The 23,788-nt window shown below is 56.7% G+C and carries 23 protein-coding genes and 1 other annotated feature; of the genes, 17 read left to right on the forward strand and 6 right to left on the reverse strand.

Features of this window, described 5'->3' with window-relative positions; all coding sequences use genetic code 11:
* The first annotated feature begins 10 nt into the window (after window positions 1–10).
* Both radA and nadR read left to right on the forward strand, forming a co-directional pair.
* Entirely contained in the window at window positions 11–1,396 is a 1,386-nt protein-coding gene (gene radA / locus IM314_RS09185; protein WP_003856523.1) for a DNA repair protein RadA, read from the forward strand.
* Between the two features lie 35 nt (window positions 1,397–1,431).
* Window positions 1,432–2,664, forward strand: a complete 1,233-nt coding sequence (gene nadR / locus IM314_RS09190) for a multifunctional transcriptional regulator/nicotinamide-nucleotide adenylyltransferase/ribosylnicotinamide kinase NadR (RefSeq protein WP_193358540.1) — start codon at window positions 1,432–1,434, stop codon at window positions 2,662–2,664.
* Window positions 2,665–2,704: 40 nt separating this feature from the next.
* Here the strand turns inward: nadR and IM314_RS09195 are convergent, their stop codons facing one another.
* Window positions 2,705–3,706, reverse strand: a complete 1,002-nt coding sequence (locus tag IM314_RS09195) for a zinc-binding alcohol dehydrogenase family protein (RefSeq protein ID WP_193358539.1) — start codon at window positions 3,704–3,706, stop codon at window positions 2,705–2,707.
* Window positions 3,707–3,814: 108 nt separating this feature from the next.
* Here IM314_RS09195 and IM314_RS09200 point away from each other — a divergent pair, with 108 nt between their 5' ends.
* Window positions 3,815–4,714: a LysR family transcriptional regulator gene (locus IM314_RS09200; protein WP_193358538.1), complete on the forward strand. Its 900-nt coding sequence runs from the start codon at window positions 3,815–3,817 to the stop codon at window positions 4,712–4,714.
* Between the two features lie 42 nt (window positions 4,715–4,756).
* Here the strand turns inward: IM314_RS09200 and ettA are convergent, their stop codons facing one another.
* On the reverse strand, window positions 4,757–6,424 hold the full coding sequence (gene ettA, locus IM314_RS09205; RefSeq protein ID WP_003856515.1) for an energy-dependent translational throttle protein EttA: 1,668 nt from the start codon (window positions 6,422–6,424) through the stop codon (window positions 4,757–4,759).
* A gap of 227 nt (window positions 6,425–6,651) precedes the next feature.
* On the opposite strand from ettA, the gene sltY reads away from it, so the two are divergent.
* Both sltY and trpR read left to right on the forward strand, forming a co-directional pair.
* Window positions 6,652–8,589, forward strand: a complete 1,938-nt coding sequence (gene sltY / locus IM314_RS09210; protein WP_193358537.1) for a murein transglycosylase — start codon at window positions 6,652–6,654, stop codon at window positions 8,587–8,589.
* A 55-nt stretch (window positions 8,590–8,644) separates the two neighbouring features.
* On the forward strand, window positions 8,645–8,974 hold the full coding sequence (trpR, locus tag IM314_RS09215; RefSeq protein ID WP_024907404.1) for a trp operon repressor: 330 nt from the start codon (window positions 8,645–8,647) through the stop codon (window positions 8,972–8,974).
* On the opposite strand, the gene yjjX is transcribed toward trpR, so the two are convergent.
* The gene (yjjX, locus tag IM314_RS09220; RefSeq protein WP_041911281.1) at window positions 8,965–9,480 is read right to left on the reverse strand and encodes an inosine/xanthosine triphosphatase; all 516 of its coding nucleotides are present in this window, start codon (window positions 9,478–9,480) and stop codon (window positions 8,965–8,967) included. The two genes, trpR and yjjX, sit on opposite strands and share 10 nt — an antisense overlap.
* 49 nt (window positions 9,481–9,529) lie before the next feature.
* Here yjjX and gpmB point away from each other — a divergent pair, with 49 nt between their 5' ends.
* Complete coding sequence (gpmB, locus tag IM314_RS09225) at window positions 9,530–10,177, forward strand: 2,3-diphosphoglycerate-dependent phosphoglycerate mutase GpmB (protein WP_008502057.1); 648 nt, start codon at window positions 9,530–9,532, stop codon at window positions 10,175–10,177.
* Here gpmB and robA read toward each other — a convergent pair.
* Window positions 10,174–11,043, reverse strand: coding sequence for an MDR efflux pump AcrAB transcriptional activator RobA (robA, locus tag IM314_RS09230; RefSeq protein WP_028015450.1), 870 nt, complete (start codon window positions 11,041–11,043; stop codon window positions 10,174–10,176). The genes gpmB and robA overlap by 4 nt on opposite strands.
* Before the next feature lie 211 nt (window positions 11,044–11,254).
* On the opposite strand from robA, the gene creA reads away from it, so the two are divergent.
* Genes creA through creD form a run of 4 tightly spaced genes read left to right on the forward strand, consistent with a single transcriptional unit; the run spans window position 11,255 to window position 15,262 of the window.
* Complete coding sequence (gene creA, locus IM314_RS09235) at window positions 11,255–11,725, forward strand: protein CreA (RefSeq protein ID WP_014882476.1); 471 nt, start codon at window positions 11,255–11,257, stop codon at window positions 11,723–11,725.
* Window positions 11,726–11,739: 14 nt separating this feature from the next.
* Window positions 11,740–12,429 carry a two-component system response regulator CreB gene (gene creB / locus IM314_RS09240; RefSeq protein WP_193358536.1) on the forward strand — a complete coding sequence of 230 codons (690 nt, stop codon included), beginning with the start codon at window positions 11,740–11,742 and terminating at the stop codon, window positions 12,427–12,429.
* A complete protein-coding gene (gene creC / locus IM314_RS09245; RefSeq protein ID WP_193358535.1) occupies window positions 12,429–13,853 on the forward strand; it encodes a two-component system sensor histidine kinase CreC in 1,425 nt (474 codons plus the stop codon). The genes creB and creC overlap by 1 nt, the downstream gene beginning before the upstream one ends.
* Window positions 13,854–13,909: 56 nt before the next feature.
* Window positions 13,910–15,262, forward strand: coding sequence for a cell envelope integrity protein CreD (creD, locus tag IM314_RS09250; RefSeq protein WP_041911278.1), 1,353 nt, complete (start codon window positions 13,910–13,912; stop codon window positions 15,260–15,262).
* A 45-nt stretch (window positions 15,263–15,307) separates the two neighbouring features.
* Here the strand turns inward: creD and arcA are convergent, their stop codons facing one another.
* On the reverse strand, window positions 15,308–16,024 hold the full coding sequence (arcA, locus tag IM314_RS09255; RefSeq protein WP_003856501.1) for a two-component system response regulator ArcA: 717 nt from the start codon (window positions 16,022–16,024) through the stop codon (window positions 15,308–15,310).
* A gap of 95 nt (window positions 16,025–16,119) precedes the next feature.
* Between arcA and yjjY the strand changes: the two genes are divergently transcribed.
* From yjjY to IM314_RS09290, 7 genes are all read left to right on the forward strand, one after another.
* A complete protein-coding gene (gene yjjY, locus IM314_RS09260) occupies window positions 16,120–16,260 on the forward strand; it encodes a protein YjjY (protein WP_085928893.1) in 141 nt (46 codons plus the stop codon).
* A gap of 399 nt (window positions 16,261–16,659) precedes the next feature.
* A complete protein-coding gene (locus IM314_RS09265) occupies window positions 16,660–17,346 on the forward strand; it encodes a tRNA/rRNA methyltransferase (RefSeq protein WP_045259421.1) in 687 nt (228 codons plus the stop codon).
* A gap of 211 nt (window positions 17,347–17,557) precedes the next feature.
* Window positions 17,558–17,626: a thr operon leader peptide gene (gene thrL, locus IM314_RS09270; RefSeq protein ID WP_015572623.1), complete on the forward strand. Its 69-nt coding sequence runs from the start codon at window positions 17,558–17,560 to the stop codon at window positions 17,624–17,626.
* Window positions 17,565–17,682 (forward strand) — a sequence feature (Thr leader region). It overlaps the preceding gene by 62 nt.
* Window positions 17,683–17,706: 24 nt before the next feature.
* Window positions 17,707–20,169: a bifunctional aspartate kinase/homoserine dehydrogenase I gene (gene thrA / locus IM314_RS09275; protein ID WP_193358534.1), complete on the forward strand. Its 2,463-nt coding sequence runs from the start codon at window positions 17,707–17,709 to the stop codon at window positions 20,167–20,169.
* 1 nt (window position 20,170) lies between these two features.
* Complete coding sequence (gene thrB / locus IM314_RS09280) at window positions 20,171–21,100, forward strand: homoserine kinase (RefSeq protein ID WP_041911275.1); 930 nt, start codon at window positions 20,171–20,173, stop codon at window positions 21,098–21,100.
* 3 nt (window positions 21,101–21,103) lie between these two features.
* On the forward strand, window positions 21,104–22,390 hold the full coding sequence (gene thrC, locus IM314_RS09285; protein WP_163332664.1) for a threonine synthase: 1,287 nt from the start codon (window positions 21,104–21,106) through the stop codon (window positions 22,388–22,390).
* Between the two features lie 247 nt (window positions 22,391–22,637).
* Entirely contained in the window at window positions 22,638–22,931 is a 294-nt protein-coding gene (locus tag IM314_RS09290; protein ID WP_028015459.1) for a DUF2502 domain-containing protein, read from the forward strand.
* Between the two features lie 32 nt (window positions 22,932–22,963).
* Here the strand turns inward: IM314_RS09290 and yaaA are convergent, their stop codons facing one another.
* A complete protein-coding gene (gene yaaA, locus IM314_RS09295; RefSeq protein ID WP_028015460.1) occupies window positions 22,964–23,737 on the reverse strand; it encodes a peroxide stress protein YaaA in 774 nt (257 codons plus the stop codon).
* Window positions 23,738–23,788: the final 51 nt, after the last annotated feature.

The raw sequence follows: 23,788 nt of genomic DNA on the forward strand, positions 1-23,788 counted from the left end.
GAGGTAAACCGTGGCGAAAGCTCCAAAACGCGCATTTGTCTGTAATGAATGTGGTGCGGATTATCCGCGCTGGCAGGGGCAATGCAGCGCCTGCCATGCCTGGAACACCATCACCGAAGTGCGTGGTGTGGCGGCTTCGCCGAGCGTGGCGCGCAATGAACGCCTGAGTGGTTATGCGGGCAATGCAGGCGTGTCGAAGGTACAAAAACTTTCAGATATCAGCCTGGAGGCGCTGCCGCGCTTCTCCACCGGCTTCAAGGAATTTGACCGCGTGCTCGGCGGCGGCGTGGTGCCGGGCAGCGCCATTTTGATCGGCGGTAACCCGGGCGCGGGTAAATCGACTCTGCTGCTGCAAACGCTCTGCAAGCTCGCCGAACAGATGAAAACCCTGTACGTGACGGGTGAAGAATCCCTCCAGCAGGTGGCGATGCGCGCGCACCGCTTGGGCCTGCCGACCGGTAACCTGAACATGCTGTCGGAAACCAGCATCGAGCAGATCTGCATGATCGCCGAAGAAGAGCAGCCGAAGCTGATGGTGATCGACTCCATCCAGGTGATGCACATGGCGGACATCCAGTCCTCGCCGGGCAGCGTGGCGCAGGTGCGTGAGACCGCGGCCTACCTGACGCGCTTTGCCAAAACGCGCGGCGTGGCGATTGTGATGGTCGGCCACGTGACCAAAGACGGCTCGCTGGCGGGACCGAAGGTGCTCGAACACTGTATCGACTGCTCAGTAATGCTCGACGGCGACGCAGACTCTCGCTTCCGTACCCTGCGCAGCCATAAAAACCGCTTTGGGGCGGTTAACGAACTGGGCGTGTTTGCCATGACCGAACAGGGGCTGCGCGAAGTCAGCAACCCGTCGGCCATCTTCCTGAGCCGGGGAGATGAGATCACCTCCGGCAGTTCGGTGATGGTGCTGTGGGAAGGGACGCGCCCTCTGCTCGTTGAAATTCAGGCGCTGGTGGATCACTCGATGATGGGCAACCCGCGGCGCGTGGCGGTCGGTCTGGAACAGAACCGTCTGGCGATCCTGCTGGCGGTGCTGCACCGTCACGGTGGGCTGCAGATGGCGGATCAGGACGTCTTCGTGAACGTGGTCGGCGGCGTCAAAGTCACCGAGACCAGCGCAGACCTGGCGCTGCTGCTGGCGATGGTCTCCAGCCTGCGCGACAGACCGCTGCCGCAGGATCTGGTCGTCTTCGGCGAAGTGGGCCTTGCCGGGGAAATCCGTCCGGTGCCGAGCGGCCAGGAGCGTATCTCCGAGGCGGCAAAACACGGTTTCCGCCGCGCGATCGTGCCCGCCGCCAACGTGCCGAAAAAAATCCCGGAAGGGATGCAGGTATTTGGCGTGAAAAAACTCGCAGATGCGTTAAATGTCTTTGACGACTTATAATTACGTATTCGATTTTGCAGGAGGCACCGTAATTTATGTCATCATTTGACTACATCAAGACCGCAATCCGCCAGAAGGGCTGCACGCTACAGCAGGTGGCGGACGCCAGCGGCATGACCAAAGGCTACCTGAGCCAGTTGCTGAACGCCAAAATCAAAAGCCCCAGCGCGCAGAAGCTCGAAGCGCTGCACCGCTTTCTGGGGCTGGAATTCCCGCGAATGCAAAAGAACATCGGCGTGGTGTTCGGCAAGTTTTACCCGCTGCATACCGGGCATATCTATCTGATCCAGCGCGCCTGTAGCCAGGTGGACGAGCTGCACATCATCATGGGCTATGACGAAACCCGCGACCGTCAGCTGTTCGAAGACAGCGCCATGTCGCAGCAGCCCACGGTGTCAGACCGCCTGCGCTGGCTGCTTCAGACCTTTAAGTATCAGAAGAACATTCGTATTCATGCTTTTAACGAAGAGGGCATGGAGCCGTATCCGCACGGTTGGGACGTGTGGAGCAACGGTGTAAAAACCTTTATGGAAGACAAGGGGATTGCGCCGAACTGGATCTACACCTCTGAAGAGTCCGATGCGCCTCAGTTCCGCGAGCATCTGGGCATCGAGACGGTGCTGATCGACCCGAAACGCACCTTTATGAACATCAGCGGGGCGCAGATCCGCGAAAACCCGTTCCGCTACTGGGATTACATTCCGACCGAAGTAAAGCCGTTCTTTGTGCGTACGGTGGCGATTCTGGGCGGCGAGTCGAGCGGCAAATCAACGCTGGTCAACAAGCTCGCTAACATCTTCAACACGACCAGCGCGTGGGAATACGGCCGCGACTATGTCTTCTCGCACCTGGGCGGCGACGAGATGGCGCTGCAGTATTCCGACTACGACAAAATCGCGCTCGGTCATGCCCAGTACATTGATTTCGCGGTGAAATACGCCAACAAGGTGGCGTTTATTGATACCGATTTCGTCACCACCCAGGCGTTCTGCAAAAAGTACGAAGGGCGGGAGCACCCGTTCGTGCAGGCGCTGATTGACGAATACCGCTTTGACCTGGTGATCCTGCTGGAAAACAACACCCCGTGGGTGGCCGACGGCATGCGCAGTCTGGGCAGCTCGGTGGACAGGCGCGAGTTCCAGACCATGCTGGTGGAGATGCTTAACGAGAACAACGTTGAGTTTGTGCATGTGGAAGAGTCGGATTATGACACCCGCTTCCTGCGCTGCGTCGAGCTGGTGAAGGAGATGATGGGGGAGCAGGGGTAATAACCTCCCCCTCGCCCTTTTGGGGTGAGGGGGGAATACCTCAGAACTCAACCACCACCTTCCCGCGCATATGCCCCTCCAGCACCTTACGGTGCGCTTCGGTAATGCTTTCTACGCTCAGCCCGTGCAGCGTTTCGCTGAGCGAGCTTTCCACCACGCCGTTATCCACCAGCTTCGCCACCTCATTTAAGATCTCACCCTGACGCGCCATATCAGCGGTCTGGTACATGCTGCGGGTGTACATAAACTCCCAGTGCAGGGCGGCAGATTTGGACTTCAGCTTGTCCTGGTTCAGCGGATGTTCATTCTCAACGATGGAACAAATATGCCCCTGCGGCGCAATCAGTTCGCTGACCGCATCCCAATGCCCGTCGGTGTCGTTGAGGATGAAAATATAATCCACGAAGGTAAGCCCCTGCTTCGCCAGCTCGCCTTTTAGATCGCGGTAGTTGACCACTACGTCAGCACCGCGATCGCGGCACCATTGGGCGGAATCTTCTCGTGAAGCGGTTGCGATAATCTTCACCTTGCTGTTGTGCTTCGCAAACGGGATCGCCAGCGATCCCACGCCGCCCGCGCCGCCGACGATCAGCAGGGTTTTGTCCGCTTCGGCGTCCTGAATATTCAGCCGTTCAAACAGACCTTCCCACGCGGTGAGCGCAGTTAAGGGTAGCGCAGCGGCTGCCGCCCAGCCGAGGCTGGCAGGTTTGTGGCCGACAATGCGCGCATCTATCAGCTGATGAGTGGTATTGCTACCCGGGCGGGTGATGTCGCCCGCGTACCACACCTCATCACCTGGTTTGAAGCCGGTGACGCCAGCTCCAGCGGCTTTGACGACCCCGCTGGCATCCCACCCCAGAATTCGCGGCTCGTTCAGCCCATTTTTGGCGATGCCTGCATGCACTTTGGTATCAACCGGGTTAATCGATACGGCTTTCACCTCTACCAGCAGATCGTGTTCGCCAGGCGTCGGCATCGGCGGTGTGATTTCAATGAAGGTGGACGGATTTTCTGGGTTAACGGCAATGGCTTTCACTGACATGGTGTGCTCCTCAATGGAATGCGTTTTGTTGAGGCTAGTCTATTAAGTGGCCAGTCGCATGATAAGATGGACAATCATGAACTCAGCGTTCGTACAGGGTGAACAATCATGTTTAAACAGCTGCAGGATATGGCGCTGTTTGCGCTGGTGGCGGAAATGGGCAGTTTTACCGCGGCGGCGCAGAAAGCCGAACTGCCGAAATCCAGCGTCAGCCAGCGGATCAGCCAGCTGGAGCAGCAGGTGGGGATCCGTCTGCTTAACCGCACCACACGCAGGATCAGCCTGACGTTCGCGGGCGAGCACTATCTGGTGCACTGTCGCGAGATGCTGGCGGCCAGCGAGCGGGCGGAGTACGCCATTCAGCGCCTGCGTGAAAACCCCAGCGGCCGGCTGCGTATTACCTGTCCGGCGGGGATTGGCGCGACCCTGCTGGCGCATATGAATGCCGAGTTTCAGCTTCGCTATCCTGACGTGTCGCTTGATGTATCGATCTCTGACGACGTGGTGGACCTGGTCGAGTCCGGTTTTGACGTGGCGCTGCGCACCGGCAAGCCGCAGGACTCCTCTCTGATAGGCAGAATGATCGGGCACTGCCCGCGCTACATGCTGGCCTCGCCGGACTACCTGGCACGCCGGGAGCCGTTAATCCATCCCCGACAGCTGGTGGAGCACCGCTGTATTACGCACCGGGCGTGGTCGGAGTGGCTGCTGCGAAGCGAGAGCGAGGATTACCGCTACCTGCCGGACAACGGCCACATGACCGATAATCTGGTGTACGCCCGCGAATGCGCGATTGCCGGGGCGGGGATCACGCTGCTACCCGCATTTCTGCTGGAAGATAAGATCGAAAAGGGGGCGTTGGTTCAGGTGCTGCCGGAATGGCGCGTTGAAGGTAACGATCTCTGGCTGGCCTATCCGAGCCGGAAGCTGAATTCGCCCGCGCTGATGAGCTATATCGACTTTGCGATGCAGTTTGACGAGGTGAAGCGGTATTACGTGGATAAATAAAAAAGCCGGGTAAGGCGAAGCCGCCACCCGGCAGTCGGGCACTTATTTCGCAATACGCTTGTACTTAATACGCTTCGGCTCCAGCGCGTCTGCGCCCAGCGTGCGTTTTTTGTACTCTTCGTATTCGGTGAAGTTACCTTCGAAGAACTCCACTTTACCTTCGTCCTGGTAGTCCAGGATGTGGGTCGCGATACGGTCCAGGAACCAGCGGTCGTGCGAGATAACCATGGCGCAGCCCGGGAACTCCAGCAGGGCGTTTTCCAGTGCGCGCAGGGTTTCGATATCCAGGTCGTTGGTCGGTTCATCGAGCAACAGAACGTTACCGCCCACCTGCAGCAGCTTCGCCAGGTGCAGACGTCCGCGCTCGCCGCCTGACAGCTCGCCCACGCGTTTGCCCTGGTCGGTGCCCTTAAAGTTAAAGCGGCCAACGTAGGCGCGGCTTGGCATCTCGGTGTTGCCGATACGCATGATATCCAGACCGCCGGAGACTTCTTCCCACACGGTTTTGCTGTTATCCATCGCGTCACGGAACTGGTCTACGGAGGCCAGCTTCACGGTTTCACCCAGGGTGATTGAGCCGCTGTCTGGCTGTTCCTGACCGGACATCATACGGAACAGGGTCGATTTACCCGCGCCGTTCGGGCCGATGATGCCAACGATAGCGCCTTTCGGTACGGAGAAGGTCAGATCGTCGATCAGCACGCGGTCACCGTAGGACTTACGCAGGTTGGTCACTTCAACCACTTTATCCCCCAGACGTGCTCCAGGTGGAATAAACAGTTCGTTGGTTTCGTTACGTTTCTGGTATTCGGTGTTGTTCAGCTCTTCAAAGCGTGCCAGACGGGCTTTGCCCTTAGACTGACGGCCTTTCGCACCCTGACGAACCCACTCCAGCTCTTTCTCGATAGACTTGCGACGGGCCGCTTCCTGAGACGCTTCCTGCGCCAGACGCTGATCTTTCTGCTCCAGCCAGGAGGAGTAGTTGCCTTCCCACGGAATACCTTCACCGCGGTCCAGCTCCAGGATCCAGCCGGCGACGTTGTCGAGGAAGTAACGGTCGTGGGTAATTGCCACCACGGTGCCTTCGAAGTCGTGCAGGAAGCGCTCCAGCCACGCCACGGATTCCGCATCCAGGTGGTTGGTCGGTTCGTCGAGCAGCAGCATGTCTGGTTTTTCCAGCAGCAGGCGGCACAGCGCCACGCGGCGGCGTTCACCACCGGAGAGATTCGCGATTTTCGCATCCCAGTCCGGCAGACGCAGGGCATCCGCCGCGCGCTCCAGCTGCACGTTCAGGTTGTGACCGTCGTGCGCCTGGATGATCTCTTCATATTTGCCCTGCTGAGCGGCCAGTTTGTCGAAGTCCGCATCCGGCTCGGCGTATTTGGCATACACTTCATCCAGACCTTTCAGCGCGTTAACCACTTCGGATACCGCTTCTTCAACGGATTCACGTACGGTGTGTTCCGGGTTCAGCTGAGGTTCCTGCGGCAGGTAGCCGATCTTGATGCCTGGCTGCGGACGGGCTTCACCTTCGATGTCTGTATCGATGCCGGCCATGATGCGCAGCAGGGTGGACTTACCGGCACCGTTGAGACCCAGCACACCAATTTTTGCGCCCGGGAAGAAGCTCAGCGAGATATTTTTAAGAATATGACGTTTCGGCGGGACAACTTTGCCGACACGATGCATGGTATAAACGAATTGAGCCACGTGGACTTCGCCTCTTTTATCGTAAATGAGAAGGAATTTCAGCCTCGAAGTGTAGCCTTTTTCACGCCCTAATCCCAGCCAGGAACGTCGGGAGTGTTAAAACGCGCAAGAAAGGTAAAAAAGTGTCCATGACGTGGCGCGTTGCTGGATGCCTGGTTAGCATAAGTTGTTGTGACTTTGACGTGGCAAGACGCTGCAATTGACGAAAAAACAATGAGGAAGAGCTTGTGGAAAAAGCCAAACGGGTGGTCTGGCGTCTGCTGGCTGCCAGCGTATGCGTAATGGCGGTAAGCCAGGCGGTGCATGCCGATTCACTGGATGAACAACGTAACCGCTACGCCCAGATTAAACAGGCGTGGGACAACAAGCAGATGGATACCGTGCAGGCGCTGATGCCGACGCTGAAGGATTATCCGCTGTATCCGTATCTGGAGTATCGCCAGATTACCGACGATCTGATGAACCAGCCAACCGTCACCGTGAATAATTTCATTCAGGCGAACCCGACCCTGCCGCCTGCCCGAAATCTCCAGTCTCGTTTTGTGAATGAGCTGGCGCGGCGTGAAGACTGGCGCGGCCTGCTGGCGTTTAGCCCTGACAAGCCGAATACCACCGAAGCGCAGTGTAATTACTACTATGCGAAATGGGCGACCGGGCAGCAGGAAGAGGCCTGGGCCGGGGCGAAAGATCTGTGGCTGACCGGCAAAAGCCAGCCGAACGCCTGTGATTCCCTGTTCGGCGCATGGCGCGCTTCCGGCAAGCAGGATCCGCTGGCCTACCTTGAGCGCATCCGCCTGGCGATGAAAGCCGGCAACACGCGTCTGGTGACCGCGCTGGCAGGGCAGATGCCGTCCGATTACCAGACGATCTCCTCGGCGGTTATCGCGCTGGCAAACGATCCGAACAGCGTCCTGACCTTTGCCCGCAGCACGGGCTCGACCGATTTTACCCGCCAGATGGCGGCGGTAGCTTTTGCCAGCGTGGCGCGTGACGATGTCGAAAACGCGCGGCTGATGATCCCGCAGCTGGTGCAGGCGCAGCAGCTGAATGAAGATCAAACCCAGGAGCTGCGCGACATCGTGGCCTGGCGACTGATGGGCACGGACGTGACCGACGAACAGGCGCGCTGGCGTGACGATGCGATCATGCGCTCAAACTCGACCTCGCTTGTCGAGCGCCGCGTGCGCATGGCGCTGGGCACCGGCGACCGCCGTGGCCTCAATACCTGGCTCGCGCGTTTGCCGATGGAAGCCAAAGAGAAGGACGAATGGCGCTACTGGCAGGCCGATCTGCTGATGGAGCGCGGTCGTGAAGACGAAGCCAAAGAGATTCTTCACTCGCTGATGCAGCAGCGTGGGTTCTACCCGATGGCGGCGGCGCAACGGCTGGGCGAGGAGTACACGCTTAAGATCGACAAAGCGCCCGCTAACGCGAACCCCGCTCTGACGCAGGGGCCAGAGATGGCGCGCGTGCGCGAGCTGATGTACTGGAACATGGATAACACCGCGCGCAGCGAGTGGGCCAACCTGGTGACCAGCCGCACCACGGATGAAAAAGCGCAGCTTGCCCGCTATGCGTTTGATAATCGCTGGTGGGATCTGAGCGTGCAGGCGACGATTTCAGGCAAGCTGTGGGACTATCTCGAAGAGCGTTTCCCGCTGGCGTATAAAGATCTGTTTGACCGCTACACCAGCGGCAAAGATATCCCGCAAAGCTACGCCATGGCGATTGCCCGTCAGGAGAGCGCATGGAACCCGAAAGTTCGTTCACCGGTGGGTGCCAGCGGGCTGATGCAAATTATGCCGGGGACGGCGACGCATACGGTGAAGATGTTCAACATTCCAGGTTACAGCAGCCCGTCACAGCTTCTCGATCCGGATACCAACATCAACATCGGCACCAGCTATTTGCAGTATGTCTATCAGCAGTTTGGCAATAACCGCATCTTCGCGTCGGCGGCATATAACGCCGGTCCAGGCCGCGTGCGCACCTGGCTTGGCAACAGTGCAGGACGCATTGACGCAGTGGCGTTCGTGGAGAGCATTCCGTTCTCGGAAACGCGCGGCTACGTGAAGAACGTGCTGGCCTATGACGCCTACTATCGCTACTTCATGGGGCAGAAAGATACCCTGATGAGCGATGCCGAGTGGCAGAGACGTTACTGATCGGCATGGGTTGTGTTATGCTGTACTCGCTAAAGAGTACAAGAGGCAGCATAACATGACCCAGCATTCCCCGTATTCCTCGGCAATGGCCGAACAGCGTCACCAGGAGTGGCTTCGTTTTGTGGAGCTGCTTCGCCAGTCTTACGAGCAGGATTTGCACCTACCCCTCATGCAGCTGATGCTTACGCCGGACGAGCGTGAGGCACTGGGCACGCGCGTGCGGATTATTGAAGAGCTATTGCGCGGTGAGATGAGCCAGCGCGAGTTGAAAAACGAGCTGGGCGCGGGCATCGCGACGATCACCCGTGGATCGAACAGCCTGAAGTCTGCGCCGGTTGAGCTGCGCCAGTGGCTCGAGTCAGTCTTATTGAGCGATCAACGATAAATGGCGTTATGAAACGGGCTCAGCGCCAGGATCACCGCCTGATGGTAAACCCCTGAACGTGTGAGCTTACCCGCCGTAAAGACGCCAATCGCCCCTTCTTTACGCCCAATTTCATCAATGCCGGTGTACTGTGACATCACCGGCCCGAGCGCTTCACCTGCACGGACTTTTTCCAGAATGATCTCCGGCAGCGGCAGGGTGGCTGAGCGCGCTTCGCCGCGCTGCTCACGGCTTTCAATCACCACCCAGCTAAAGGTTGCGCCTTCGTCGATGCCTGCTTCAATGGCGACCCAGAAGTCAGCCTTCGGGGCCGCGGCTTTTGCATTTGCCACGCGATTTCGTGCGCCAGCGCGCGTTTCCTCGCTGCCAAACGGCTGTTCAGGTACGCCACTCTCGACGCCGATGGCCTCAATATGGCAGGATCCTTCGCCGAAAATCTCTTCAAAAGCCTTTAGAATTGCCTGAATTTTGGCAGGATTGGTGGTAGCAGAGACAACATGGTGCATAATTAAGCTCGATTCAAAAAAACTCATCGCAGTATAACGGAAAAAAAGCATGTTACAGGTATACCTTGTTCGCCACGGTGAAACGCAGTGGAACGCCGAGCGACGTATTCAAGGCCAGTCAGACAGTCCGCTCACCGAGAAGGGTGTGCAGCAAGCGTGGCAGGTGGCGGAACGCGCCAGAACGCTGGGCATTACCCACGTTATTACCAGCGATTTAGGTCGCACACAGCAGACGGCGCGCATCATTGCCGACGCCTGCGGCTGCGATGTGATGCTTGAGCCGCGCCTGCGCGAGCTGGATATGGGCGTGCTGGAAAAGCGCCATATCGATACGCTGACGGAAACGGAAGAGGGCTGGCGCCGCACGCTGGTGAACGGTACCGAAGATGGTCGTATTCCTGAAGGGGAATCCATGCAGGAGCTGAGCGTGCGTATGCATGCCGCGCTGGCGGAATGCCTCAAGCTTCCGGCAGGCAGCCGTCCGCTGCTGGTGAGTCACGGTATCGCGCTCGGCTGCCTGGTGAGCACCATTCTGGGGTTACCGGCTTACGCTGAGCGTCGGTTACGCCTGCGTAACTGCTCCATTTCCCGGATTGATTATCAGGAAAGCGCGTGGCTGGCGTCGGGGTGGGTCGTGGAAATGGCAGGGGACATTTCGCATCTCGATGCCCCTGCGCTTGATGAACTGCAGCGTTAACGACGGACAGGAATCAAGAATTCCATACGCAGATTGATTGGGCCTTCTTCCGGTTTGGCATCCTGCGCCGGGTAGTAGCGCTCGATATCCTGACCTTTACGGCGATTCAGATTCAGCATTGGCATGCAGGTCCCGTAAACGGTCAGGATAAACTCCTGGACGCCCGTACCCAGTCCTTCATACGAGAACATCACGTACTCGCCGCCTTCCAGCACGACCGGCTTCGAACCCTGAATGTAGCCATTTGCCAGCTCCGGCGTCAGCGCGGTGGTGTAAAACACCTCCTGCTCGTCGTCTTTTTCCTGGCTTGGGTGCGTTTCGTTGAGGCCATACAGGATCGGCGGAATGGCCGGCGCATGGCTCAGGAAATCGCGCCAGAACTGAACGCGCATCTGATGGCGGAACTCAGAAATCTGCTCCAGAGAGCATGAATAGCTCTGGGTTGTACCGATCAGATGGGTTTCCGGCAGAGTGACCATTTCGTATTTCGGCATCGCGAACTCGCCCAGACGCAGCGGCGGACGCATGCCAAACGAGCTCCAGTCAGGCGAGCGGCGATAGAGCGCTGGCGTCAACGAGAACTGTTTTTTAAAGGCACGGGTGAAGGTCTGCTGCGAATCAAAACGGTACTGCAGGGCAATATCCAGAATTGGCCGCGCGGTCAGGCGCAAAGCCACCGCAGATTTCGATAAACGACGTGCGCGAATATAGGCACCGATAGCATGACCGGTGACATCCTTGAACATCCTTTGCAGATGCCACTTGGAATAGCCCGCTTTAGCCGCCACATTATCCAGTGACAAAGGCTGGTCGAGATGACCTTCCAGCCAGGTGAGCAGGTCGCGAATAATTCCAGCCTGATCCATATACTATCCTCATCCTTAAAACAGCAGGTGCCTGATAACAGGTTAGCGGATAATAGCATTTTTTGATGTTTTAGCATTCAGTGTTTTTTTTGCGCATTAATGCCTTTTCTCTCTCATTTTGGGTGAATATATTCTAATCCTGTGATCTTGCTACATTTTTGACTAACGTGTTGAATAATCGCTCAATGCAATTTTAAAGAATGGTAACAATATGAAATACAAGACTTTGCTTCTTACTGCCCTGTTGCTGGTAGCGGGCCGTGCGGCGCAGGCGGAACAGATTGGTTCTGTCGATACCGTGTTCAAAATGTTCGGTCCGGACCACAAAATTGTGGTGGAGGCGTTTGACGATCCGGACGTGAAAAACGTCACCTGCTACGTCAGCCGCGCGAAGACGGGCGGTATTAAAGGCGGCCTGGGGCTGGCGGAAGACACTTCCGATGCGGCAATCTCCTGTCAGCAGGTGGGACCGGTTGAGCTGAGCGATAAAATCAAAAACGGCAAAGCGCAGGGCGATGTGGTGTTCCAGAAACGGACCTCACTGGTGTTTAAAAAGCTGCAGGTGGTGCGTTTCTATGATGCAAAACGCAACACCCTGGCCTACCTGGCGTATTCCGATAAAGTGGTGGAAGGGTCACCGAAAAACGCCATTAGTGCGGTGCCGATTATGCCGTGGCATTAATTCAGGGATGAATCATGCAACAACCTGTAGTCTGGCTGGTTGAAGACGAAACCAGTATCGCCGATACGCTTATCTACATGCTTCAGCAGGAAGGATTTGCAGTAAAAGCGTTTGAGCGCGGTTTACCGGTGCTGGAGGCGGCGCGCCAGCAGGCTCCGGCGCTCGCCATTCTTGACGTCGGGCTGCCGGACATCAGCGGCTTTGAGCTCTGCCGCCAGCTTCTGGCGCAGCATCCGTCACTGCCCGTGCTGTTTCTGACGGCACGCAGTGACGAAGTGGATAAACTCCTCGGCCTGGAAATGGGCGCAGACGACTACGTCGCCAAGCCTTTCTCCCCGCGTGAGGTGTGCGCCCGGGTAAGGACCATTTTACGGCGGATGCAAAAATCCGCCGTCCCAGCGGAGACGGTGCGTATCGGACAGTTTGAGCTGAACGAAGCTGCCGCGCGAATTAGCTGGTGCGGTGAAGCATTACCGCTCACGCGCTATGAGTTTTTGCTGCTTAAAACGTTACTACAGGCTCCGGGACGGGTTTTCTCTCGGCAACAGTTAATGGACAAGGTGTGGGGCGAAGACGGCGACAGTTACGATCGTACCGTGGACACTCACATCAAGACCCTGCGCGCCAAGCTGCGGGCAGTGAATGAGGAACTGTCACCCATCAGCACCCATCGCGGTATGGGCTATAGCCTGGGGCTTTATTAATGCGCATCGGAATGCGTTTGCTGCTGGGGTACTTCCTGATCGTCGCCATCGCCGCATGGTTTGTGCTGTCGATCTTTGTTCAGGAAGTGAAGCCCGGCGTGCGCAGGGCAACCGAGGGCACGTTGATCGATACCGCGACCTTGCTCGCCGAAGTTGGGCGTGAGGATCTTCTTTCGGGCAATGCGCAGCAGGGCAGACTGGCACAGGCCTTTTTACAGCTCCATCAGCGGCCTTTCCGCGCCAATATCGGCGGCATTCATAAGGTGCGCAACGAGTATCACGTCTACATGACCGATGCGCAGGGCCGCGTCGTGTTTGATTCTGCCGGCCTGGCCGTGGGGCAAGATTACTCTCGCTGGAACGATGTCTGGCTGACGCTTCGCGGCCAATACGGCGCGCGCAGTACCCAGAGCCATCCCGACGATCCGGAGAGCACGGTGATGTATGTTGCCGCACCGGTTGTTGAGCAGGGCAAGATTATCGGCGTGCTGTCGGTGGGGAAACCGAACAGCGCGATGGCACCGGTGATTCACCGCAGCGAGCGACGGATATTGTGGGCAGGCGGGGCGCTGCTTGGCATTGCTTTACTGATCGGTTTTCTTGTCGCCTGGTGGATCAATCGTTCCATCAGTACGTTATCGCGCTATGCCGACTCGGTGACCACTGATACGCCTCTCCCGCTGCCTAATCCAGGCAGTAGCGAACTGCACAAGCTGGCTCAGGCGCTGGAAAATATGCGTATTCGCCTTGAAGGGAAAAACTACATTGAACACTATGTCCATGCGCTGACCCACGAGCTGAAAAGCCCAATAGCCGCCATACGCGGCGCGGCAGAAATTCTCACCGAGCAGCCGCCGCCGCAGGTGGCCGCGCGGTTTATCGATAATATTCTGGTGCAAAACGCGCGTATGCAGTCGCTGGTTGAAAAACTGCTGACTCAGGCGCGGCTTGAAAATCGGGTCGAGATTACGCTCCAGGCCGTCCGCGTCGACCTGCTGTTTACACGGCTTGCCGACGCGCGTTCGGCGCTATTGGCGGCAAAAGAGATTGCGCTGACCCTCCAGCCCGCTTCGCTTCTTGTTGAAGGCGATCCCGACCTGCTCGAACAGGCGCTCGGTAATTTACTGGACAATGCTATCGATTTTACCCCACAGGGCGGTGCCATTGAACTGGCGGCCCGGGAAGAGCAGGGGCAGATACGGCTGAGCGTCACCGACAGCGGAAGTGGGATCCCGGATTATGCGCTGGAGCGTATTTTTGAGCGCTTTTATTCCCTGCCGCGCGAGAACGGGTTGAAAAGTAGCGGACTCGGGCTGGCGTTTGTTCAGGAGGTGGCGCGTTTGCACCACGGAGAAATTACATTGCGTAATCGTGATGAAGGTGGCGTGATAGCCACGCTGACACTTCACAGTCCCTTCACATAACTTCAAACTGGCCCCACACAGCCTGGTTACGCTCTCCACATCACAAAGGAGACGTAATGATGAAATCCCCCCTGTTCTGGAAAGTAAGCACCCTGCTGGGGTGCATCCTGCTGTTGTTAGTTCCACTGTTTATGGTGAGTAACCTCATTTCAGAGCGTGAAAGCTACCGCAACGATGTCGAAAATACGCTTCGCCAGAGCACCAGCGGGCCGCAAAAATTGGTCGGCCCGCTGATTGCGATCCCGGTAACCGAGGTTTTTTACAAGTTAGAGGATGAGAAAAAAGTCGAGTACAAGAAAAGCTATATGCATTTTATCCTGCCGGAGTCTCTGCGCGTTGAGGGTAACCAGCGCGTTGAGTCGCGAAATATCGGCATCTATGACGGACAGATCTGGAATACCGACCTCAACATAAAAGCCCGGTTCAACACGGAAAAAATGACGCAGCTGAAAGGGGAGTCGATGACCCTGGGGCAGCCGTTTATCGTTGTTGGCGTGGGCGATGCTCGAGGCATTGGCACGGTGAAAGTCTCCAGTATCAACGGCGAGACGCTAAGTGTGGAGCCGGGTACAGGCGTGTATGGCGCGCTTTCCGGTATCCATATCCCGCTGACTGACAAAGCGCTGGAATTAAAAACGTTTGCTATGGATATTTCGCTGAATCTGACGGGAACAGGAAGTTTTGCCGTGGTACCTGTAGGACGTAGCAGTGAAATGGCGCTGAACAGCAACTGGCCGCATCCTGGCTTTATGGGTAATTATCTGCCGGTGAAGCATAAAATTGGTGACGCCGGTTTTCAGGCGAACTGGCAGAGCAGCTGGTTTGCGAACAATCTTGAGAGCTGGTTCAACGGAAGTGAGTCGCCGTCATGGGAGTCAATCCCCGCCTTCAGCGTTACGGTAGCCACGCCCGCCGATCAGTATCAACTGACTGATCGGGCGATCAAGTACGCCATTTTGCTGATTGCGCTGACGTTTATGGCCTTCTTTGTTTTCGAGACCTTAACCGGGCTGCGCCTGCACCCGATGCAGTATCTGCTGGTGGGGCTGTCGCTGGTGCTGTTCTATCTGGTGCTGTTGGCGCTATCAGAACATGTCGGGTTTACCCCAGCCTGGGTAGTTGCAAGCTTGGTTGGTGCGGCGATGAACGGAATGTACCTGCAGGCCGTGCTGAAAAGCTGGAAGCGCAGCGGACTGTTTGTGCTGGCCTTGCTGGGGCTGGACGTGGTGATGTGGTTCCTGCTGCGCTCGGAGGATAGCGCACTGCTGTTGGGGTCTGCGGTTCTCGCGCTGGCGCTGTTCGCCGTCATGTACCTGACTCGTCATTTCGACTGGTATTCGCTTTCACAGCCGAAGCGACCTGCACCGCCCGCAGAGCCTGATAACGACACAATGCGGATCTGGAAATAAAAAAAACGGCGCAAATGCGCCGTTTTTCATGCGTTAACTGCGGGATTATTCCTGCAGATCACCGCAGAAACGGTACCCTTCGCCGTGGATGGTGGCGATGATTTCCGGCGTATCAGGCGTCGATTCGAAATGCTTACGAATACGACGGATGGTCACGTCTACGGTACGGTCATGAGGCTTCAGCTCACGACCAGTCATTTTCTTCAGCAGTTCTGCACGGGATTGAATTTTGCCCGGATTTTCGCAGAAGTGCAGCATCGCGCGGAATTCGCTGCGCGGCAGCTTATACTGCTCACCGTTCGGGCTAATCAGCGAACGGCTATTGATATCAAGTTCCCAGCCGTTGAATTTGTAGCTGTCGACGCTACGACGCTCTTCGCTGACCGTGCCCAGGTTCATGGTGCGGGACAGCAGGTTGCGTGCACGAATGGTTAACTCACGAGGGTTGAACGGTTTGGTGATGTAGTCATCCGCACCGATCTCCAGGCCAAGAATTTTATCAACTTCGTTATCACGGCCCGTCAGGAACATTAACGCGACGTTCGCCTGTTCACGCAGTTCGCGCGCCAGCAGAAGACCGTTTTTGCCCGGCAGGTTGATATCCATGATCACCAGGTTGATATCATTTTCAGAAAGGATCTGATGCATCTCTGCGCCATCGGTCGCTTCAAAGACATCGTAGCCTTCTGCTTCGAAAATGCTCTTTAACGTGTTGCGTGTTACCAACTCGTCTTCAACGATAAGAATGTGCGGGGTCTGCATGTTTGCTACCTAAATTGCCAACTAAATCGAAACAGGAAGTACAAAAGTCCCTGACCTGCCTGATACATGTCGCAAATTAACATGATCGGCTTAACGTGACTAAAGTACGTAATTGCGTTCTTGATGCACTTTCCATCAACGTCAACAACATCATTAGCTTGGTCTTGGGTACTTTCCCTTTGGACCCGACAGTGTCAAAAACGGCTGTCATCCTAACCATTTTAACAGCAACATAACAGGCTAAGTGACACCAGACACCCAATAAAACTACGCTTCGTTGACATATATCAAGTTCAATTGTAGCACGTTAACAGTTTGATGAAATCATCGTAGCCGAATGCTAGCCTTTGTCACAATTTTTCAATAAACCAACTAGTTGCGGAGATTGATTTATAAACAAAGCGAATCCAATCAGAACAGGGTATTCACGTTGCCATTATCATTATAAAACATAGGGATAATAGGCTTCTGTTAACATTCTAACTGATTGTTCAGACACAAAATAGTTTAGCGTCTTTAATTTGTTATGAAACGCTATTTCGGTGATTTGTGTTGCAAATTTGTAAATTCGTGCTGCGTAATATGTTGAAGTGCATCACACTTTTCTCCGCTAAATGATTAAAAAGAGAGCATAAATGCATCTGTCGATTGTACTGGTCGCTCCAGCCAGAGCCGAAAATATAGGCGCTGCGGCGCGTGCCATGAAGACCATGGGTTTTACCGATTTACGTATTGTGGACAGCACTGCGCACCTGGAGCCTGCCGCCCGCTGGGTGGCGCACGGTTCGGGGGATATTCTCGATAATATAACGACTTACGCTACGCTTGCCGACGCGCTGCATGACATTTCATTTACCGTTGCCACCACAGCACGCAGCCGGGCGAAGTTTCACTACTACGCCACGCCTGCTGAACTGGTGCCCATGCTGGAAGAGAAAAGCCAGTGGCTTGAGAAAGCCGCGCTGGTATTTGGTCGTGAAGATTCCGGGCTCACCAACGAAGAGCTTGAGCTGGCGGACGTTCTCACCGGTGCGCCGATGGTAGCCGATTATCCTTCCCTGAATTTAGGCCAGGCGGTAATGGTCTATTGCTATCAATTAGCTTCCCTAATGCAAATCCCTCAACCCCAGACAGAAGCCGCCAATGAAAATCAGCTGGCCGCGCTTCGTGCTCGCGTAGAGCGTCTTTTATCGAGCCTTGGCGTTGCGGACGATCAAAAAATGGCCGACTGGCTACAGCAGCGCCTTGGACGTCTTGAGCAGCGGGACACCGCCATGTTGCACCGTTTGCTGCACGATATTGAAAAAAAATTGGCCGAGTAAAATGCTGTCATAAGTTTTTACTATGGCGAAATGGTCTGTCGTGGAGGGTTGCGGCTGGGGGATTCGGATGAAAATAAAACGTCACGCAGCGTGACGTGAACGTCCGCGGAATTGTGATCAAATTAAAAATTCATTGACTTAAGGTGCCCGATCCTTTAACCCTAAAAGAATACAGCACAGACAGATAATAATGACAGAGTACACAACATCCATGAAACGCATCAGCATCACCACCATTACCACAACCATCATCATTACCACAGGTAACGATGCGGGCTGACGCGTACAGGAAAAACAGAAAAAAGCCCGCACCTGAACAGTGCGGGCTTTTTTTTCGGCTAAAGGAAACGAGGTAGAACCATGCGAGTGTTGAAGTTCGGCGGTACATCAGTGGCAAATGCAGAACGTTTTCTGCGTGTTGCCGATATCCTGGAGAGCAACGCCAGGCAGGGGCAGGTTGCGACCGTGCTCTCTGCCCCGGCAAAAATCACAAACCATCTGGTGGCGATGATTGAAAAGACCATCGGTGGCCAGGATGCACTCCCGAACATCAGCGATGCCGAGCGTATCTTCGCCGAGCTGCTGCAGGGGCTGGCAGAGGAACAGCCTGGTTTCCCGCTCGCGCAGCTGAAGTCTTTCGTTGAGCAGGAGTTTGCTCAGATCAAACATGTGCTGCACGGCATCAGCCTGCTGGGCCAGTGCCCGGACAGCGTCAACGCGGCGCTGATCTGCCGGGGCGAAAAACTTTCCATCGCCATCATGGCGGGCGTGCTGGAAGCGCGCGGCCACAACGTTACCGTGATCAATCCGGTTGAGAAATTACTGGCAGCGGGCCACTACCTCGAATCTACCGTTGATATTGCCGAATCAACCCGCCGTATTGCCGCGAGCAAAATCCCCTCTGACCATATGATCCTGATGGCGGGCTTTACCGCCGGGAACGAGAAGGGCGAGCTGGTAGTGCTGGGCCGTAACGGCTCCGACTACTCTGCCGCCGTGCTGGCCGCCTGTTTACGCGCAGACTGCTGTGAGATCTGGACTGACGTCGACGGCGTCTATACCTGCGATCCGCGCCAGGTGCCGGACGCCAGGCTGCTGAAGTCGATGTCCTACCAGGAAGCGATGGAGCTTTCCTACTTCGGCGCCAAAGTGCTTCACCCGCGTACCATCTCCCCGATTGCCCAGTTCCAGATCCCATGCCTGATTAAAAACACCGGTAACCCACAGGCGCCAGGCACGCTGATTGGTGCCAGCAGCGATGAAGATGGTCTGCCGGTGAAAGGCATTTCCAACCTGAATAATATGGCAATGTTCAGCGTCTCCGGTCCGGGGATGAAGGGGATGGTCGGCATGGCGGCGCGCGTTTTTGCGGCCATGTCACGCAACGGTATCTCGGTGGTGCTGATCACCCAGTCCTCTTCCGAGTACAGCATCAGCTTCTGCGTGCCTCAGGTCGACTGTCTGCGCGCCCGCCGCGCGCTGGAAGAAGAGTTCTATCTGGAGTTGAAAGAGGAACTGCTGGAGCCGCTCTCCATTCAGGAGCGCCTGGCGGTGATTTCCGTGGTTGGCGACGGTATGCGCACGCTGCGCGGTATCTCCGCCAAATTCTTTGCCGCGCTGGCGCGAGCCAATATCAACATCGTGGCGATTGCCCAGGGCTCGTCCGAGCGTTCAATCTCCGTGGTGGTGGATAACGATGACGCCACTACCGGCGTGCGCGTGGTTCACCAGATGCTGTTCAACACCGATCAGGTTATCGAGCTATTCCTGATTGGCGTGGGCGGCGTCGGCGGTGCGCTGCTGGAGCAGGTGAAGCGCCAGCAGGAGTGGCTCAAGAAAAAGCACATCGATCTGCGCGTCTGCGGAATTGCGAACTCGAAAGCGCTGCTTACTAACGTTCACGGTCTGAACCTGGAGAACTGGCAGGCGGAGCTGGAAGAGGCGAAAGAGCCGTTCAACCTGGGGCGCCTGATCCGTCTGGTAAAAGAGTATCACCTGCTTAACCCGGTTATCGTTGACTGTACCTCGAACCAGGCGGTGGCCGACCAGTACGCCGACTTCCTGCGCGAAGGCTTCCACGTGGTGACGCCGAACAAAAAGGCCAACACCTCGTCGATGGATTACTATCACCAGCTGCGCCTGGCGGCGAGCAAGTCGCGCCGCAAGTTCCTGTACGACACCAATGTCGGTGCCGGCCTGCCGGTCATCGAGAACCTGCAAAACCTGCTGAACGCGGGCGACGAATTGCAGCGTTTCTCCGGCATCCTCTCCGGCTCCCTGTCGTTTATCTTCGGCAAGCTGGATGAAGGGATGAGCCTGTCGGAAGCCACCCGTGCCGCGCGCGAGCTGGGCTACACCGAGCCAGATCCGCGCGACGATCTCTCCGGGATGGACGTGGCGCGCAAGCTGCTGATCCTGGTGCGCGAAACGGGCCGCGAGCTGGAGCTTTCGGATATCGTGATTGAACCGGTGCTGCCAGCCGAGTTTGACAACAGCGGCGATGTCAGCACCTTTATGGCGAATTTACCTCAGCTTGACGATGCCTTTGCCGCACGCGTTGCGAAAGCCCGTGATGAAGGTAAGGTATTGCGCTATGTTGGCAACATTGAAGAGGACGGCGTATGCCGGGTGAAGATTGCCGAAGTGGATGGTAACGACCCGCTTTATAAAGTCAAAAACGGCGAAAACGCCCTCGCGTTTTACAGCCACTATTATCAGCCATTGCCGCTGGTGCTTCGCGGCTATGGCGCAGGGAATGATGTGACGGCGGCGGGCGTGTTTGCCGACCTGCTGCGTACCCTGTCATGGAAGTTAGGAGTTTAAGATGGTTAAAGTATATGCCCCAGCTTCCAGCGCCAATATGAGCGTCGGATTTGACGTGCTGGGTGCGGCGGTGACGCCGGTGGACGGTTCGCTGCTGGGCGATACGGTAACGGTTGAGGCGGCAGAAAGCTTCAGCCTGAATAACGTCGGCCGTTTCGCCAGTAAGCTGCCGCCTGAACCACGCGAGAATATCGTTTATCAGTGCTGGGAGCGCTTCTGTCAGGAGATCGGCAAAAACGTGCCGGTCGCCATGACGCTGGAAAAAAGCATGCCGATTGGCTCGGGCCTGGGCTCCAGCGCGTGTTCGGTTGTCGCCGCGCTGGTGGCGATGAACGAGCACTGCGGCAAGCCGCTGAACAATAGCCGTCTGCTGGCGCTGATGGGCGAGCTGGAAGGACGCATCTCCGGCAGTATTCATTACGATAACGTGGCGCCGTGCTTCCTCGGCGGCATGCAGCTGATGATTGAAGAAAATGGCATCATCAGCCAGCAGGTGCCAGGGTTTGATGAATGGCTGTGGGTGCTGGCGTATCCGGGCATCAAGGTCTCTACCGCGGAAGCGCGTGCCATCCTGCCGGCGCAGTATCGTCGCCAGGACTGTATCGCCCACGGGCGTCACCTGGCGGGCTTTATTCACGCCTGCTACACCCGCCAGCCGCAGCTGGCGGCGAAGCTGATGAAAGACGTCATTGCCGAGCCGTACCGTACGAAGCTGCTGCCCGGCTTTAACGAGGCGCGACAGGCTTCAATGGATATCGGCGCGCAGGCGTGCGGCATCTCCGGCTCCGGCCCGACGCTGTTCGCCCTGTGCGATAAGCCAGACACCGCGCAGCGCGTGGCGGACTGGCTCTCTAAACACTACCTGCAAAATCAGGAAGGCTTTGTTCATATTTGCCGTCTGGACACGGCTGGCGCACGAGTACTGGGATAACGAATGAAACTCTACAACCTTAAAGATCATAACGAGCAGGTCAGCTTCGCGCAGGCGGTGACTCAGGGGCTGGGCAAAAATCAGGGGCTGTTTTTCCCGCACGACCTGCCGGAATTTCAGCTGACCGAAATCGATGAGCTGCTGAAGCTGGACTTTGTCACCCGCAGCACCAAAATTCTGTCTGCGTTTATTGGCGATGAAATCCCGCAGGCGCTGCTGGAAGAGCGCGTGCGTGCGGCGTTTGCTTTCCCGGCTCCGGTTAAGCAGGTGGAGCCTGACGTCGGTTGTCTGGAGCTGTTCCACGGCCCGACCCTGGCGTTTAAAGACTTCGGCGGCCGCTTTATGGCGCAGATGCTGACCCACATCAGCGGCGACAAGCCGGTGACCATCCTGACCGCCACCTCCGGTGATACCGGTGCGGCGGTGGCACACGCGTTCTACGGCCTGAAAAACGTCCGCGTGGTGATCCTCTATCCGAAAGGCAAGATCAGCCCGTTGCAGGAAAAACTGTTCTGCACCCTCGGCGGCAACATTGAAACCGTGGCGATCGACGGCGATTTCGATGCCTGCCAGGCGCTGGTCAAGCAGGCGTTCGATGATGAAGAGCTGAAGGCCGCGCTGGGGCTGAACTCGGCGAACTCCATCAACATCAGCCGCCTGCTGGCGCAGATCTGCTACTACTTCGAAGCGGTGGCTCAGCTGCCGCAGGAAGCGCGCAATCAGCTGGTAGTTTCCGTACCAAGCGGCAACTTCGGCGACCTGACGGCGGGGCTACTGGCGAAATCTCTCGGTCTGCCGGTGAAACGCTTTATCGCTGCCACCAACGCCAACGATACCGTGCCGCGCTTCCTGAAAGACGGCAAATGGGCGCCTAACGCTACGCAGGCGACGCTCTCCAATGCCATGGACGTGTCGCAGCCGAACAACTGGCCGCGCGTGGAAGAGCTGTTCCGCCGCAAGGTGTGGCGTCTGGGTGACCTGGGCTACGCTGCGGTGACGGACGAAACCACCAAAGCCACCATGCGCGAGCTGAAAGCGGTGGGCTACACCTCTGAGCCGCACGCGGCAATTGCATACCGCGCGCTGCGCGACCAGCTTAACCCGGGTGAATATGGCCTGTTCCTGGGCACCGCGCATCCGGCGAAGTTCAAAGAGAGCGTGGAAGATATTCTGGGCGAAACGCTGCCGCTGCCAAAAGAGCTGGCCGAGCGCGCCGACCTGCCGCTGCTGTCTCATGAGCTGCCGGCGGATTTCGCGGCACTGCGGAATCTGATGATGACGCGCGCGTGATTTTGTTGCCCGGTGGCGCTACGCCTTACCGGGCCTACAACGACGAGATGACCGTAGGCCGGGTAAGCGCAGCGCCACCCGGCTTTTTTATGAAGAAATTAAGGAGAAAAATTGCAGGAAAAAAGCAGAAATTCCCAATAAATGCGGTCACTTAGCGTTTAGGATTGCAGAGAATAACATCCACCGTTCCCCTCGCGTACTCTCCTTACATCGGCCCACGTTGGGCAAGAAGAATAAGGAGTCACCTGTGTCTACACTAAAACCTGCACTCATTGCGCTTTCTCTGGTGCTGGTCGCCCCCATGGCGGTACAGGCATCTGAAATTACTCTCGTACCTGCGGTAAAACTGCAGATTGGCGATCGGGACAATAGCGGGCATTACTGGGATGGCGGCCGCTGGCGCGACCACGACTGGTGGAAGGCGCATTATGACTGGCGCGATAACCACTGGCGTCCGCATGACGAGCATCGCGATCGTGATGACCGACACGACCATCATCACGACGACCACCGTCCGGGCCCGGACTGGAAGCACCATTAACGCAAAACCCCGCCAGATGGCGGGGTTTAGTTTTACTGCTCGTGGCGCTTAAATACCAGCTCACCTTTCCCTGACGACGCCTCGTCAAAGAAATAGCCGTCGGTGTTGAATCCCGTTAACTGCTCCGGCTTCGTCAAGCGGTTCTGAATGATGTAGCGGCTCATCAGGCCACGCGCTTTTTTCGCATAGAAGCTGATGACCTTGAACTTGCCGTTCTTCTCATCAAGGAAGACCGGCTTAACGATCTCCGCGTTCAGCTTTTTCGGCTTCACCGACTTGTAGTACTCATCGGATGCCAGGTTAACCACCACGTTATCACCCTGAGCATGCAGCGCCGCGTTCAGCTTGTCGGTGATGATGTCGCCCCAGAAATGGTAAAGGTCTTTGCCTTTGGCGTTTTCCAGGCGAATCCCCATCTCCAGACGATATGGCTGCATCAGATCCAGCGGGCGCAGTACGCCATACAGGCCCGACAGCATGCGCAGATGCTGCTGGGCAAAATCAAAGTCGGCTTCGCTAAAATCTTCCGCCTGCAGGCCGGTGTAAACATCGCCCTTAAACGCCAGGATCGCCTGGCGCGCGTTGGCGGGGGTGAAATCCGGGTGCCACTCGTGGAACCGGGTCGCGTTCAGGTCTGCCAGCTTGTCGCTGATGCTCATCAGCGAGGCGATTTGTGGCGCAGAGAGCTTGCGCGCTTCGCGGATCAGCTGTTGCGAATAGTCCAGCAGTTCTGGCTGGGTATAACGCTCGGTGGCGAGCGGGCTCTGGTAGTCGAGCGTTTTTGCAGGTGAAATCAGAATCAGCATATCCAGTCCTTGCAGGAAATTTAGAGCGACTTTAACAAAAAATCGCCCTGA

This window comes from Enterobacter cloacae complex sp. P42RS, from assembly GCF_014930595.1.
Classification (GTDB): Bacteria; Pseudomonadota; Gammaproteobacteria; order Enterobacterales; family Enterobacteriaceae; genus Enterobacter; species Enterobacter bugandensis.